19 protein-coding genes are annotated in these 12,334 nt (G+C 71.8%); 1 reads left to right on the top strand and 18 read right to left on the bottom strand.

Annotated features, from left to right (window positions below):
- Positions 1 to 2: 2 nt before the first annotated feature.
- Positions 3 to 380, top strand: coding sequence for a VOC family protein (locus EV188_RS27855; protein ID WP_133829594.1), 378 nt, complete (start codon positions 3 to 5; stop codon positions 378 to 380).
- Here EV188_RS27855 and truA read toward each other — a convergent pair.
- The 18 genes from truA to rplF all read right to left on the bottom strand — a co-directional run bounded on the left by truA (position 362) and on the right by rplF (position 12,329).
- A complete protein-coding gene (gene truA / locus EV188_RS27860) occupies positions 362 to 1,183 on the bottom strand; it encodes a tRNA pseudouridine(38-40) synthase TruA (RefSeq protein ID WP_133829688.1) in 822 nt (273 codons plus the stop codon). The two genes, EV188_RS27855 and truA, sit on opposite strands and share 19 nt — an antisense overlap.
- 59 nt (positions 1,184 to 1,242) lie before the next feature.
- The gene (gene rplQ / locus EV188_RS27865) at positions 1,243 to 1,935 is read right to left on the bottom strand and encodes a 50S ribosomal protein L17 (RefSeq protein ID WP_133829595.1); all 693 of its coding nucleotides are present in this window, start codon (positions 1,933 to 1,935) and stop codon (positions 1,243 to 1,245) included.
- Between the two features lie 89 nt (positions 1,936 to 2,024).
- Positions 2,025 to 3,098: a DNA-directed RNA polymerase subunit alpha gene (locus tag EV188_RS27870; RefSeq protein WP_133829596.1), complete on the bottom strand. Its 1,074-nt coding sequence runs from the start codon at positions 3,096 to 3,098 to the stop codon at positions 2,025 to 2,027.
- An 86-nt stretch (positions 3,099 to 3,184) separates the two neighbouring features.
- Complete coding sequence (gene rpsD, locus EV188_RS27875) at positions 3,185 to 3,790, bottom strand: 30S ribosomal protein S4 (RefSeq protein WP_133829597.1); 606 nt, start codon at positions 3,788 to 3,790, stop codon at positions 3,185 to 3,187.
- A 19-nt stretch (positions 3,791 to 3,809) separates the two neighbouring features.
- Complete coding sequence (rpsK, locus tag EV188_RS27880) at positions 3,810 to 4,220, bottom strand: 30S ribosomal protein S11 (RefSeq protein ID WP_133829598.1); 411 nt, start codon at positions 4,218 to 4,220, stop codon at positions 3,810 to 3,812.
- Positions 4,221 to 4,250: 30 nt separating this feature from the next.
- Positions 4,251 to 4,631, bottom strand: a complete 381-nt coding sequence (rpsM, locus tag EV188_RS27885) for a 30S ribosomal protein S13 (protein ID WP_133829599.1) — start codon at positions 4,629 to 4,631, stop codon at positions 4,251 to 4,253.
- Positions 4,632 to 4,834: 203 nt separating this feature from the next.
- Positions 4,835 to 4,948: a 50S ribosomal protein L36 gene (gene rpmJ / locus EV188_RS27890; protein WP_018330934.1), complete on the bottom strand. Its 114-nt coding sequence runs from the start codon at positions 4,946 to 4,948 to the stop codon at positions 4,835 to 4,837.
- A gap of 34 nt (positions 4,949 to 4,982) precedes the next feature.
- Complete coding sequence (gene infA / locus EV188_RS27895) at positions 4,983 to 5,204, bottom strand: translation initiation factor IF-1 (RefSeq protein WP_030532868.1); 222 nt, start codon at positions 5,202 to 5,204, stop codon at positions 4,983 to 4,985.
- 179 nt (positions 5,205 to 5,383) lie between these two features.
- On the bottom strand, positions 5,384 to 5,827 hold the full coding sequence (locus EV188_RS27900) for a DUF1707 SHOCT-like domain-containing protein (protein ID WP_243742046.1): 444 nt from the start codon (positions 5,825 to 5,827) through the stop codon (positions 5,384 to 5,386).
- 101 nt (positions 5,828 to 5,928) lie between these two features.
- A complete protein-coding gene (locus tag EV188_RS27905) occupies positions 5,929 to 6,936 on the bottom strand; it encodes a hypothetical protein (RefSeq protein WP_133829600.1) in 1,008 nt (335 codons plus the stop codon).
- A gap of 81 nt (positions 6,937 to 7,017) precedes the next feature.
- Entirely contained in the window at positions 7,018 to 7,782 is a 765-nt protein-coding gene (gene map / locus EV188_RS27910; protein WP_133829690.1) for a type I methionyl aminopeptidase, read from the bottom strand.
- 96 nt (positions 7,783 to 7,878) lie between these two features.
- Positions 7,879 to 8,436, bottom strand: a complete 558-nt coding sequence (locus EV188_RS27915; RefSeq protein ID WP_133829601.1) for an adenylate kinase — start codon at positions 8,434 to 8,436, stop codon at positions 7,879 to 7,881.
- 73 nt (positions 8,437 to 8,509) lie between these two features.
- Entirely contained in the window at positions 8,510 to 9,829 is a 1,320-nt protein-coding gene (gene secY / locus EV188_RS27920) for a preprotein translocase subunit SecY (protein WP_133829602.1), read from the bottom strand.
- A gap of 218 nt (positions 9,830 to 10,047) precedes the next feature.
- On the bottom strand, positions 10,048 to 10,503 hold the full coding sequence (gene rplO, locus EV188_RS27925; RefSeq protein WP_133829603.1) for a 50S ribosomal protein L15: 456 nt from the start codon (positions 10,501 to 10,503) through the stop codon (positions 10,048 to 10,050).
- Positions 10,504 to 10,506: 3 nt separating this feature from the next.
- Positions 10,507 to 10,698 carry a 50S ribosomal protein L30 gene (gene rpmD, locus EV188_RS27930; protein ID WP_133829604.1) on the bottom strand — a complete coding sequence of 64 codons (192 nt, stop codon included), beginning with the start codon at positions 10,696 to 10,698 and terminating at the stop codon, positions 10,507 to 10,509.
- Positions 10,699 to 10,700: 2 nt separating this feature from the next.
- Positions 10,701 to 11,342 carry a 30S ribosomal protein S5 gene (gene rpsE / locus EV188_RS27935; RefSeq protein ID WP_133829605.1) on the bottom strand — a complete coding sequence of 214 codons (642 nt, stop codon included), beginning with the start codon at positions 11,340 to 11,342 and terminating at the stop codon, positions 10,701 to 10,703.
- Positions 11,343 to 11,382: 40 nt separating this feature from the next.
- The gene (gene rplR, locus EV188_RS27940) at positions 11,383 to 11,793 is read right to left on the bottom strand and encodes a 50S ribosomal protein L18 (protein ID WP_133829606.1); all 411 of its coding nucleotides are present in this window, start codon (positions 11,791 to 11,793) and stop codon (positions 11,383 to 11,385) included.
- Positions 11,793 to 12,329, bottom strand: a complete 537-nt coding sequence (gene rplF, locus EV188_RS27945; RefSeq protein ID WP_133829607.1) for a 50S ribosomal protein L6 — start codon at positions 12,327 to 12,329, stop codon at positions 11,793 to 11,795. The genes rplR and rplF overlap by 1 nt, the downstream gene beginning before the upstream one ends.
- Positions 12,330 to 12,334 lie beyond the last annotated feature (5 nt).

Raw genomic sequence — 12,334 nt, forward strand, 5'->3', positions numbered from 1 at the left:
GCATGAGCATCGAGCTGAACCACACCATCGTCGAGTCCCCGGACCCCGACGCCGGCGCGGCCTTCCTCACCGAGGTCCTGGGTCTGCCGGCGCCGTACCACTTCGGGCCCTTCACGGTCGTCGAGGTCGCCCACGGCACGAGCCTCGACTACATGACCGTCGCCGACCCCCACTCCCAGCACTACGCGTTCCTCGTCCCGGACGACGAGTTCGCGGTGATCGCGGAGCGGCTGCGCGAGCGCGGCGTGCCGACGTTCGCCGACCCCGGCCACCGCCGGCCCGGGCACAACACGAACGACGGCGGCCAGGGCGCCTACTTCGACTCCCCCGAGGGTCACAACCTCGAGATCCTCACCCGCCCCTACGGCAGCGGCGTCTGATCCTCCTCGTCGCGCCGGCGGCGCGTGACGGCCGCGCGCGCGGCGAGGTCCGCGTCGTCGGGGTAGTCGACGCCGGTGAGCCGCAGGCCCCGGGCCGCGACCACGGTGACCTCGCTCGAGCGCTCGCGCGCCGCCAGGAGATCCGCCGGCCAGGACACCGGCCGCCGGCCCTCCCCCACGGCCAGCAGCGCGCCGACCACCGAGCGGACCATCGAGTGGCAGAACGCGTCGGCCGACAGGCGGGCGGCCAGGACGTCGGTCTCGCCGGGCTCGCGGGTCCACTCGAGACGCTGGAGCTCGCGGACGGTCGTCGCCCCCGGCCGCGGGCGGCAGTAGGCGGCGAAGTCGTGCTCGCCGAGCAGGCCCCGCCCGGCGTCGTTCATCGCGTCGACGTCGAGCGGGCGCGGCCAGCGCAGGGTGTCGCGGGCGCGCAGCGGCTCCGGGCCCCACGGGGCGGTGCTGACGCGGTAGAGGTAGTGGCGGCGGAACGCCGAGAAGCGCGCGTCGAAGCCCGCGGGCGCCGGAGCGACCGCACGCACCCGGACATCCGGTGGCAGCATCCGCGCCAGGCGGCCGACGAGACCCGGGTGGAGGTCGACGGACGCCGGCAGGTCGACGTGGCAGACCTGCGCGTCGGCGTGCACCCCGGCGTCGGTGCGCCCGGCGACGGTGAGCGCCACGGGCGTGCGCCAGATCGTGGCGAGCGCGTCCTCGAGGACCCCCTGCACCGTGCGCAGCCCGGGCTGGCGCGCCCACCCCGAGAAGTCGGTGCCGTCGTAGGCCAGGTCGAGCCGATACCGCAGGGAAGACACCGCGAGCCCGCCCCCGCGGTCGGGAGCGGGCTCGCGGAGTGACTGGTCGGTCAGGACTTCTTCTCGTCCGCGTCGTCGTCCGACGTGTCGAGACCGGCGGCGGCCGCCGCGTTGTCGGCCATCTCCTCGGGGACGGAGTCGTCGTCCGAGGAGGTGGTGGCCGACGAGTCGGCGTCCTCCGTGGCGGTGTCCTCGGTGTCGTCGGTGACCGTGTCGGTCGCGTCGGTCGGCTCCGCCGGCTCCGGCGAGGCGTCGCTCTCGGCGGCCGCGATCGTCGCCGCGGTGGCCGCGGCACCGGTGGCGGCGCCACCGACCTCGGCGCCCGGGCCCGACGGCGTCTGCGGGGCCGCGGTGCGGGTGGCCTGCGAGGCCTCCGCGGACGCGGTCCGCTCGTTCACCAGCTCGATGATCGCCATCGGCGCGTTGTCACCCTTGCGCGGCAGCGTCTTGACGATGCGCGTGTAGCCGCCGGGACGGTCCGCGAAGAACGGGCCGATCTCGGCCGTCAGGCGGTGCACGACGTCCTTGTCGCGGATCTGCTCCGCGATGAGACGACGGTTGTGCAGGCCGCCCTTCTTGGCCTTGGTGATCAGCCGCTCCGCGTACGGGCGCAGGCGCTCGGCCTTGGCCCGCGTCGTGTGGATGCGGCCGTGGGTGAACAGCGACGTGGCCAGGTTGGCCAGCATCAGCTTCTGGTGGTCGGGGGAACCCCCGAGCCGCGGGCCCTTGGTGGGCTGGGGCATGTCACTGCTCCTGTCTCGTGACGCCTTTCCGCCCGGCCCGCGGAGGGGCCGGGCGGGGGCAGCACGTCAGAGTTGCTGAGTACGGGTGCTTACAGCTGCTCGGTCTCGGCGTAGTCCTGGCCGTCGTCGTCCGACACCCCGTAGCCGCCGAAGCCGCCGTCGGAGCCGTACGACTCGAAGCCCTCGGACGGGTAGTCGGCCGCCGCGGCGGACGGGTCGAACCCGGGGGGGCTGTCCTTGAGGGCCAGGCCGAGGCCGGCGAGCTTCATCTTGACCTCGTCGATGGACTTCGCACCGAAGTTCCGGATGTCCAGCAGGTCGGCCTCCGAGCGGCCGACGAGCTCGCCGACCGTGTGGATGCCCTCCCGCTTGAGGCAGTTGTAGGACCGGACCGTGAGGTCGAGGTCCTCGATGGGCATCGCGAACGCGGCGATCGAGTCGGCCTCGGCGGGCGAGGGCCCGATCTCGATGCCCTCGGCGTCGATGTTGAGCTCGCGGGCCAGGCCGAAGAGCTCGACCAGCGTCCGACCGGCGGACGCGATCGCGTCGCGCGGGGTCATCGACGGCTTGGTCTCGACGTCGAGGATCAGCTTGTCGAAGTCGGTGCGCTGCTCGACGCGGGTCGCCTCGACCTTGTAGCTGACCTTGAGCACCGGCGAGTAGATCGAGTCGACCGGGATGCGGCCGATCTCGGCGCCGGAGGCCTTGTTCTGCGCGGCCGGGACGTACCCGCGGCCACGCTCGACGACCAGCTCGACCTCCAGGCGGCCCTGGTCGTTCAGGGTCGCGATGTGCAGGTCGGGGTTGTGCACGGTCACGCCGGCCGGCGGGACGATGTCGCCCGCGGTCACCGTGCCCGGCCCCTGCTTGCGCAGGTACATGGTCGCCGGCTCGTCCTCCTCGGAGCTCACGACGAGCTCCTTGAGGTTCAGGATGATGTCGGTGACGTCCTCCTTCACCCCCGGGACGGTGGTGAACTCGTGGAGGACCCCGTCGACACGGATGCTGGTCACGGCCGCGCCCGGGATGGACGACAGCAGGGTGCGACGCAGCGAGTTGCCGAGGGTGTAGCCGAAGCCCGGCTCCAGCGGCTCGATGACGAACCGGGACCGGGTGTCGTCGATGGCGTCCTCGGACAGGGCGGGACGCTGAGAGATCAGCACGTACGATTCCTTCCGATGCGGCGTCCGCTATTTGACGCCGAACCCGACCCGGCCCGAGCAGGCTGCCCGGGCCGGGGTACCGCTCATTACTTCGAGTAGAACTCGACGATCAGCTGCTCGGAGACGGGCGTGTCGATCTGCGACCGCTCCGGGAGCTGGTGGACGAACACCCGGAGCGAGTCCGGGACGACCTGCAGCCACCCCGGGACGGGGCGCTCGCCGAAGTTCTCCTTCGCCACCACGAGGGGCAGCATGTTCCGGGACTTCTCCCGGACGTCGATGATGTCGTACTGCGTCACCCGGTAGCTGGGGACGTCGACCTTCTGGCCGTTGACCAGGAAGTGGCCGTGCCCGACGAGCTGGCGGGCCTGACGACGGGTCTGCGCGAGGCCGGCCCGGTAGATCACCGAGTCGAGCCGCGACTCGAGGAGCTTGAGGAACTCGTCGCCGGTCTTGCCCTCGCGACGGTTCGCCTCCTCGTAGTAGGCGCGCATCTGCTTCTCGAGCAGGCCGTAGGTGAAGCGGGCCTTCTGCTTCTCCTGCAGCTGCAGCAGGTACTCGGACTCCTTGATGCGGATCCGGCCGTGCTGCCCCGGCGGGTACGGGCGACGCTCGAACGACTTGTCGCCGCCGATCAGGTCGACCTTCAGGCGGCGGGACTTGCGGGTGGCGGGACCTGTGTAGCGAGCCATCTCGTTGTCTCCTCTCCGCCTAGACCCGGCGACGCTTCGGCGGACGGCAGCCGTTGTGCGGCTGCGGCGTGACGTCGGCGATGGTGCCGACCTCGAGGCCCGCGGCCTGCAGCGAACGGATGGCGGTCTCGCGGCCCGAGCCCGGGCCCTTCACGAAGACGTCGACCTTCTTCATCCCGTGCTCGGCGGCCTTGCGGGCGCAGTTCTCCGCAGCCATCTGCGCGGCGAACGGCGTCGACTTGCGCGAGCCCTTGAAGCCCACGTGGCCGGCCGACGCCCAGCTGATGACGTTGCCGGTCGGGTCGGTGATCGAGACGATCGTGTTGTTGAACGTGCTCTTGATGTGCGCGTGGCCGTGGGAGATGTTCTTCTTCTCCCGGCGGCGGACCTTCTTGGCCCCGGCCGCGCCCTGGCGAGTCCTGGGTGGCATCTCTCTTCTTCCGTTCGGGGGGTGGGCGCGCTACTTGCGCGCGGCCTTCTTCTTGCCGGCAACCGTCTTCTTGGGGCCCTTGCGCGATCGGGCGTTGGTCTTCGTCCGCTGCCCGTGCACCGGGAGATTGCGGCGGTGCCGCAGCCCCTGGTAGCTGCCGATCTCGACCTTGCGCCGGATGTCCGCCTGGACCTCGCGGCGCAGGTCGCCCTCGACCCGGAAGTGGTTCTCGATGTACGCGCGCAGCGTGGCCGCGTCCGCGTCCGACAGGTCCTTCGACCGCAGGTCGAAGTCGATGCCGGTCTCGGTGAGGATCTCACGGGAACGGCTGCGGCCGATCCCGAAGATGTAGGTCAGCGCGATCTCCATCCGCTTCTCGCGGGGGAGATCGACGCCGGCAAGTCGTGCCATGTGGCGACGTGCTCCTCGTGTCGTCCGGGAGGTCTGGCTCCCTGCCCGTCCCGGAGCGCTGGGCTCCGGGCCCCGGCCTCCCGTGCCGGGGGTGCTCCGCCGGGGCACGATCTCTCGAGCCGACGTAGGTGCGGGGAGGTATCTGGTGTGCGGCCTGGTGGCCGCGGCGGGCGCGTCGGCCCGGTGTGCCCGGTCGGGGCGCGTCAGCCCTGGCGCTGCTTGTGGCGCAGGTTGTCGCAGATGACCATGACCCGCCCGTGACGGCGGACCACCTGGCACTTGGCGCAGATGCGCTTGACGCTCGGCTGGACCTTCACGTCCTCTTCCTCACTGAATCCGAGGCTGTCTCGATCACTTGTAGCGGTAGACGATCCGGCCGCGCGAGAGATCGTAGGGCGAGAGCTCCACGACGACCTTGTCCTCGGGGAGGATCCGGATGTAGTGCTGCCGCATCTTGCCGCTGATGTGCGCCAGGACCTTGTGCCCGTTCTCGAGCTCCACCCGGAACATCGCATTGGGCAGCGGCTCGATGACCCGCCCCTCGACCTCGATGGCGCCGTCCTTCTTCGCCATGTCCTCCGCATTCTTCTCGACGTACGCTGTCGTCCCGTGCGGTCCCGCGCCCGGCTGGGCGAGGGGGTCCGGGGGACACGGCACGCGGCGTCTCGGCGGCCGCGACGCGAGCGCACACGGACACCGGCACGACACGCGCACCAGCAGTCGAGTGTACGCGCGGCGTGTCGAGAGCCTCGTCACCGGGGGTCGGGGCGACCTCGCGACGGGAGCCCCGGCGCGCACGGCATCGGCGGCGCGAACCCCGCGCGGGCCGCGAGCGCCTGCAGGGCGAGCACCACGCCCCAGGGGCCGGCGACCCAGATCCACCAGGGTGCCACCGGCTCGCCCGTCCCGACCGACACGGCCACCCAGATCACCAGGTTCAGCACCGACACCGCCGCCCACACCGCGACGGCGAGGCGCAGCGGCGACGGGCGGCGGCGGGGAGCACGGTCCGGCGCCGGAGCGGGCGCCGGGAGGTCCGCGACCGGGAGGTCCGCCGTCAGCGGCGCCAGGTCCGCCCGCACCACGGCGCCGTGCGCCGCCCGCACCCGCTCGTCGTACTCGGCGAGCGTCAGACGCCCCTCGCCGTGGGCCTGCGCCAGCACCGCCGCCACGCGCTCGCGATCGGCGTCCGCCACGCGCACCTGGTCCGACCCCTGATCCGGCACCTGTCCGGCCACGACCACCACCCCGTTCCCCTCGGTAGGGGGCCGACGATAGCAGCGAGCGGATAGTTCCGCTATCCGACGTGCGCTGCCCCGCAGGAGGCCGGCGCTCCCCCGGTGCCGTCGGCGAAGGGCGGCGCGCACGCGGCCCGGCGCGGGGCGTCGAGCGCGCCGCCGCCCGGGGTGTCCTCCGCGCTGTTCTCGATCACCGAGAGCTGGTTGAACACCGCGCGCATCTGCGGCGAGTCGATGTTCGGGAACTCGCGCACGGCCGTGCTCTGCACCTGGAACGACCCGGACGGCGCGCCGCCGGTCTCGTCGACGACGTAGGCGCCGTAGGTCTGCAGCGCCTCGGCCACCTTGCGGACGTCGGGGGCGGTGATGCCCGAGAGGTCGGCGTCCGCGGGCAGCGCGAGCAGGGCGCCCATGTTCACCTGCGGGTTCTCGCCGCCGTACTTGCCCTCGTAGCCGGAGTCGGCCGCGACCGCGGGCCAGCGGAACCCGCCGTTCTCCGGCGAACAGCTGGTGGTGCACGGGAGGCTGACCTTGAGGGCGTGGCGCAGCGGCGCGTCGCCGGACAGCTCGCCCTCCCGGATCGTGCCGCCGAGGCCGGAGAGCCCGGATCCGCCGTGGCAGCCCTCGATGCCCCGCCCGGTGAGCGGCTGCGGGTCCCACCCGACGCGCCAGCTCGGGTCGCCGCCGGGCTCGAGGACCATCGGCTGGCCCTGGATGATCGTCTGCTGGTCCGGGCTCGCGACGAGCAGCGTCGAGCAGTTGTTCCACGACCCGTCGGCCTGGAGCTCGGGGTCGACGTGCACCTCGCCGGAGCCGGCGCCGCCGAGCTCGCGGACGGGCGCGGTGGGGTCGAGGGTGATGTTCTCGACGTCGGGGTAGAGGTGGCCGACCTGCGCGTCGAAGTCCCCGTACACCGCGGTGGTGGCGAGCGGGAGGTTCCAGATCGAGTCCCAGGAGAACGGGCGCGCGTAGATGTCGCGCGTCTCGTCCGCGCTCGCGAGCCCGGGGGTGGCGACCAGCGTGAGGACCAGCAGGACGGCCCCGAGGACACCCGATCGAGTGATCACGTCACCCAGGCTGGCAGCCCCGCGTGCCCGGAACGCCGGGATCGGGCCGAACCGGGCCCGCCCGGGCGAGTTACACCGGTGTCAGGAGGCGGGTGCGGTGAGGACCCGGGGCCCGTCGTCGGTGATCGCCACCGAGTGCTCCCAGTGCGCGGCGCGGCTGCCGTCGGCGGTGACGACGGTCCAGCCGTCCTCGAGCTCCTCGGTCTCGTCGGAGCCACCGGTGAGCATGGGCTCGATCGCGAGCACCATCCCGCTGCGCAGCCGCATCCCGGTGCCCTCGCGGCCGAGGTTCGGGACGAACGGCTCCATGTGCATCGAGGTCCCGATGCCGTGCCCGCCGTAGTCGGCGACGATCCCGTACTCGCGGTCGTCCGACGTGCCCCGCTTCCGGGCCTCGGTCTCGACGGCGTGCCCCACGTCGCCGAGCCGCCCGCCGGGGACGAGCCGGGCGATGCCCGCCTCCATCGCCGCCCGGCACGCCGCCGACAGGGTCACGTCCTCGGGCCGCGGCGTGCCGATCAGCAGCGTGACCGCCGCGTCACCGTGCCAGCCCTCGAGGATCGCCCCGCAGTCGATGGAGACCAGGTCGCCGTCGCCGAGCACCTGCTCCCGCGACGGGATGCCGTGCACGATCTGCTCGTTCACCGAGGCGCAGATCGACGCCGGGAAGCCCTGGTACCCGAGGAACGAGGGCACGGCCCCGGCCTCGCGGATCGTCGTCGCGGCGACCTCGTCCAGGTCGGCGGTGCTGGCCCCGGGGCGTGCGGCCTCGGTGACCGCGGCGAGCGCGTCCGCCACGACGAGGCCGGCGGCGCGCATCGCCTCGATCTGGCCCGGTGTCTTCATCTCCACGAGGCGCCCCCGCACACGGTCGGCGAGCCCGCCGACCCCGGCGGAGACCGCCTCGGTGAGGCCGGTCAGACGGCGGCTCGGGTTGCCCACTCAGTCGTCGGGCTCGTCGGCGAGGGCGTCCATCGCGCGGTCGGTGATCTCGTCGATCGTCCCGACGGCGTCCACCCGCACCGCGATGTCCTGGTAGTGCGCGATCAGCGGCTCGGTCTCCGAGCGGTAGACCTCCTGGCGGTGCCGGATGGTCTCCTCGGTGTCGTCGGAGCGCCCGCGGGCCATGAGCCGCTTGATGAGCTCCTCGTCCTCGACCTCGAACACGAGGACGGCGTCGAGGCGCTGGCCGAGGTCGCCGAGGACCTTCTGCAGCTCGTCGGCCTGGGCCGTGTTGCGCGGGAACCCGTCGAGCAGGAAGCCCTCCTGCGCGTCGGGCTGCGCGAGACGGTCCTTGACCATCTTGACCGTCACCTCGTCGGGCACGAGGTCGCCGGCGTCGACGTAGCGCTGGGCTTCCTTGCCCAGCTCCGTCTCGTTCTTCATGTTCTCGCGGAAGATGTCGCCGGTGGAGATGTGCGGCGCGTCGAGACGCTCGGCCAGCCGCGCAGCCTGCGTTCCCTTGCCCGCGCCCGGCGGGCCCACCAGCACGATCCTCACGACAACACTCCTTCGCCTGACATCTCTGCGCTTGACATCCCTGTGTGCACCGACCGCTGCCGACCGCTCCCGGTCAGCGCAGGAAACCCTCGTAGTTGCGCTGCATCAGCTGGCTCTCGATCTGTTTGACCGTGTCCAGCCCGACGCCCACCATGATCAGAACAGCGGTCCCGCCGAAGGGGAAGTTCTGGTTCTGCCCTTGACCGGTCAGGCCCAGGAAGAAGTTCGGTAGGACGGCGATGATGCCGAGGTAGATGGATCCCGGCAATGTGATCCGGGACAGCACGTAGCTGAGGTACTCGGCCGTGGGACGTCCGGGACGGATCCCGGGGATGAACCCACCGAACTTCTTCATCTCGTCGGCACGTTCCTCGGTGTTGAACGTGATCGAGACGTAGAAGTACGTGAAGAAGATGATCAGTGCGAAGTACAGCAGGATGTGCAGCCAGTTGGACTGGTTCGCGAGGTAGGTCGAGACGAACCGCGAGAAGCCCGAGTTCTGGTTGCCCGTGATGCGCGAGAGCAGGTCGGGCAGGTACAGCAGCGACGACCCGAAGATGACCGGGATGACACCGGCCTGGTTCACCTTCAGGGGCAGGTAGGTCGACGTCCCCCCGTACATCCGGCGCCCGACCATGCGTTTCGCGTACTGCACGGGGATGCGCCGTTGGCCCTGCTCGACGAACACGACGCTCGCGATGATGACCAGGCCGAACGCGCAGACCACCGTGAACGCCAGCGGGCCGGCGTTCTGCAGGATCGTGTTGCCCTCGGCCGGGATGCGGGCGGCGATCGAGGTGAAGATGAGCAGCGACATGCCGTTGCCGACACCGCGCTCGGTGACGAGCTCGCCGAACCACATGATGACCGCGGTGCCCGCCGTCATGACGATGACGATGACCGCGAGGTCGAAGATGTCGGCGTTCGGCAGGATCGGGAACTGCGACGGGTCGCAGTCCTGGAAGAGCTGGTTGCGGTCGGCCAGGGCGACGATGCCGGTCGACTGCAGGATCGCGAGGGCGATGGTCAGGTAGCGCGTGTACTGCGTCAGCTTGCTCTGACCGCTCTGCCCCTCCTTCTTCAGCTGCTCGAAGCGGGGGATCACGACCGTCAGCAGCTGGACGATGATGCTCGCCGTGATGTACGGCATGATGCCCAGCGCGAAGATCGACAGCTGGAGCAGCGCCCCGCCGGAGAACAGGTTGATCAGCGAGTAGACGCTCGCGGCGTCACTGCCCTGGACCTGACGCAGGCACTCCTGCACGTTCGAGTAGGAGACGCCGGGCGCCGGGAGCGTCGCCCCGAGGCGGTAGACGGCGACGATGCCGAGCGTGAACAGGATCTTCTTGCGCAGGTCCGGTGTGGCCAGGGCTGACCGCACGGCGCCGAACACTCGGACCTCCAGATGTCGTTCGGCCGCACCGCGGACTCGTCGGGGTCCGGAGCCGCGCGGGCCTGTGGTCACCGGCCGCGCACCGCGGGGGTGCGACGTGGCCGGGCCGGACCGGTCGAGCCGGCCCGGGGCGAGACTACACGGGGAGACGCCACCGGCCCCGGGCCGCTCCCTGGAGGGGGCGGCCCGGGGCCGGTGAGGACGTCACGTCGATGTTCCTACTCGGCGACGGTCGCGCTGCCGCCCGCGGCGGACAGCTTCTCGCTCGCCGAGCCCGAGAAGGCGTGCGCGGTGACGCGCAGCGTCACCGAGCCGACCTCGCCGGTCCCGAGCACCTTGATCGGGTGCCCCGGGCGCACGGCGCCGGCGGCCACGAGCTCGGCCGGGCCGACCTCGCCGCCGTCGGGGAACAGGCGGGCCAGGTCGCCGACGTTGACGACCTGCGAGACCACCTTGTTGCGGTTGCGGAAGCCCTTGAGCTTCGGCAGGCGCATCTGCAGCGGCATCTGGCCACCCTCGAACGTCGCGGGGACGTTCTTGCGGGCGCCGGTGCCCTTGGTGCCGCGACCGGCGGTCTTGCCCTTGGAGGCCTCACCGCGACCCACGCGGGTCTTGGCGGTCCTGGCCCCGGGCGCCGGCCGCAGGTGGTGCAGCTTGATGGGGGACTCACCCATCGGTCACACCTCCTCGACCGTCACGAGGTGACGGACGGTGTGGATCAGGCCCCGGTTCTGGGGCGTGTCGGGGCGGGTGACGGTCGCGCCGATCCGGCGGAGCCCCAGCGTGCGCAGGGACTCGCGCTGGTTGCGCTTGCCGCCGATCTCGGAGCGGGTCTGCGTGACCTTGAGGTCGGCCTTCTTGTCAGCCACTGTCAGGCCCCCTGCCCGGCGCGGGCACGCAGCATGCGGGCCGGCGCCACGTCCTCGATGGGCAGACCGCGGCGGGCCGCGACGGCCTCGGGGACCTGCAGGCCCTTCAGCGCCGCCACCGTGGCGTGTACGATGTTGATCGCGTTCTGGCTGCCCAGCGACTTGGACAGCACGTCGGCGATCCCCGCGCACTCCAGCACCGCGCGCACCGGGCCACCGGCGATGACGCCGGTACCGGGGCTGGCCGGACGCAGCAGGACCACGCCCGCCGCCTCCTCGCCCTGCACGGGGTGGGTGATGGTGCCGCCGACCCGGGGGACGCGGAAGAAGTTCTTCTTCGCCTCCTCCACGCCCTTGGCGATCGCGGCCGGCACCTCCTTGGCCTTGCCGTAGCCGACACCGACCATGCCGTCGCCGTCACCGACGACGACCAGGGCGGTGAAGCTGAAGCGGCGGCCGCCCTTGACGACCTTGGCCACGCGGTTGATGGCGACGACGCGCTCGAGGTGCGGGGTGCGGTCCTGCTGGCGGTCGCGGCCGCCCTGCTGGCGGTCCCGGCCGGCGCTGCCGCCCTGACGCTCGCCGCCCTGCTGCCCGGAGCCGGCCGGGCCCTGCTGGCCGTCGCGCCGTGCACGTCCCGGCATCAGGAGTTCCTTCCGTTGCTGTTCGTGGGGGTCGCGGTCATCAGAACTGCAGACCCCCCTCGCGGGCCGCATCCGCGAGCTGCGCGATGCGGCCGTGGTACCGGCGACCGCCGCGGTCGAAGACGACCGCGTCGATGCCCTGGTCCTTCGCGCGGGAGGCGACGAGCTCCCCGACCTTGGCGGCCTGGGCCTTCTTGTCGCCCTCCATCCCGCGCACGTCGGCCTCGAGGGTCGAGGCGTGGGCGAGCGTGTGGCCGGCGATGTCGTCGACCACCTGCGCCGTGATGTGCCGCGTCGAGCGGGTGACGACGAGGCGGGGGCGCGACGGGGTGCCGGCGATCTTCTTGCGCAGCCGGGCGTGGCGGCGCGTGCGACCCGTGCGACGGGTCTCCGACACGTTGGTGCCCAGGTGGCCCCGGGCCTTGGTCGTGGTGCCGTTGTTCTCAGCCATCACTTGCCCGTCTTCCCGACCTTGCGGCGGATCTGCTCGCCGGCGTAGCGGACGCCCTTGCCCTTGTAGGGGTCGGGGCGGCGCAGCCACCGGATGTTGGCGGCCACCTGGCCGACCAGCTGCTTGTCGATGCCCTGGACCGAGAACCGGGTCGGGCTCTCGACCGCGAACGTGATGCCGTCCGGCGGGGTGATCTTCACCGGGTGGCTGAAGCCGAGCGCGAACTCGAGGTCCGATCCCCGCAGCTGCACGCGGTAGCCGACGCCGTGGATCTCGAGCTTGCGCTCGTAGCCCTGCGAGACGCCCTGCACCAGGTTGTTCAGCAGCGAGCGCGACAGGCCGTGCAGCGCGCGGCTCTCCCGCTCGTCGTCCGGGCGCTGGACCGAGAGCACGCCCTCGTCGAGCGAGACCGTGATCGGCTCGTCGACCTGGTGGCTCAGGGTCCCCTTGGGGCCCTTGACCGTGACGTTCTGCCCGTCGACGGTGACGTCGACGCCCGACGGCACGGTGATCGGGGCCTTGCCGATGCGTGACATGGTTC

This window comes from Actinomycetospora succinea, assembly GCF_004363095.1.
Taxonomy (GTDB): domain Bacteria; phylum Actinomycetota; class Actinomycetes; order Mycobacteriales; family Pseudonocardiaceae; genus Actinomycetospora; species Actinomycetospora succinea.

Excerpts from the sequence above, each read along its gene's own strand:
- rplO (WP_133829603.1), bottom strand. The coding sequence starts at position 10,503 with ATGGGTGAGTCCCCCATCAAGCTGCACCACCTGCGGCCGGCGCCCGGG.
- map (WP_133829690.1), bottom strand. The coding sequence starts at position 7,782 with ATGAAGACACCGGGCCAGATCGAGGCGATGCGCGCCGCCGGCCTCGTC.
- rplQ (WP_133829595.1), bottom strand. The coding sequence starts at position 1,935 with ATGCCCCAGCCCACCAAGGGCCCGCGGCTCGGGGGTTCCCCCGACCAC.
- infA (WP_030532868.1), bottom strand. The coding sequence starts at position 5,204 with ATGGCGAAGAAGGACGGCGCCATCGAGGTCGAGGGGCGGGTCATCGAG.
- rpsE (WP_133829605.1), bottom strand. The coding sequence starts at position 11,342 with ATGCCGGGACGTGCACGGCGCGACGGCCAGCAGGGCCCGGCCGGCTCC.
- rpsM (WP_133829599.1), bottom strand. The coding sequence starts at position 4,631 with ATGGCACGACTTGCCGGCGTCGATCTCCCCCGCGAGAAGCGGATGGAG.
- rpsK (WP_133829598.1), bottom strand. The coding sequence starts at position 4,220 with ATGCCACCCAGGACTCGCCAGGGCGCGGCCGGGGCCAAGAAGGTCCGC.
- rplR (WP_133829606.1), bottom strand. The coding sequence starts at position 11,793 with ATGGCTGAGAACAACGGCACCACGACCAAGGCCCGGGGCCACCTGGGC.
- rpsD (WP_133829597.1), bottom strand. The coding sequence starts at position 3,790 with ATGGCTCGCTACACAGGTCCCGCCACCCGCAAGTCCCGCCGCCTGAAG.
- EV188_RS27855 (WP_133829594.1), top strand. The coding sequence starts at position 3 with ATGAGCATCGAGCTGAACCACACCATCGTCGAGTCCCCGGACCCCGAC.
- rplF (WP_133829607.1), bottom strand. The coding sequence starts at position 12,329 with ATGTCACGCATCGGCAAGGCCCCGATCACCGTGCCGTCGGGCGTCGAC.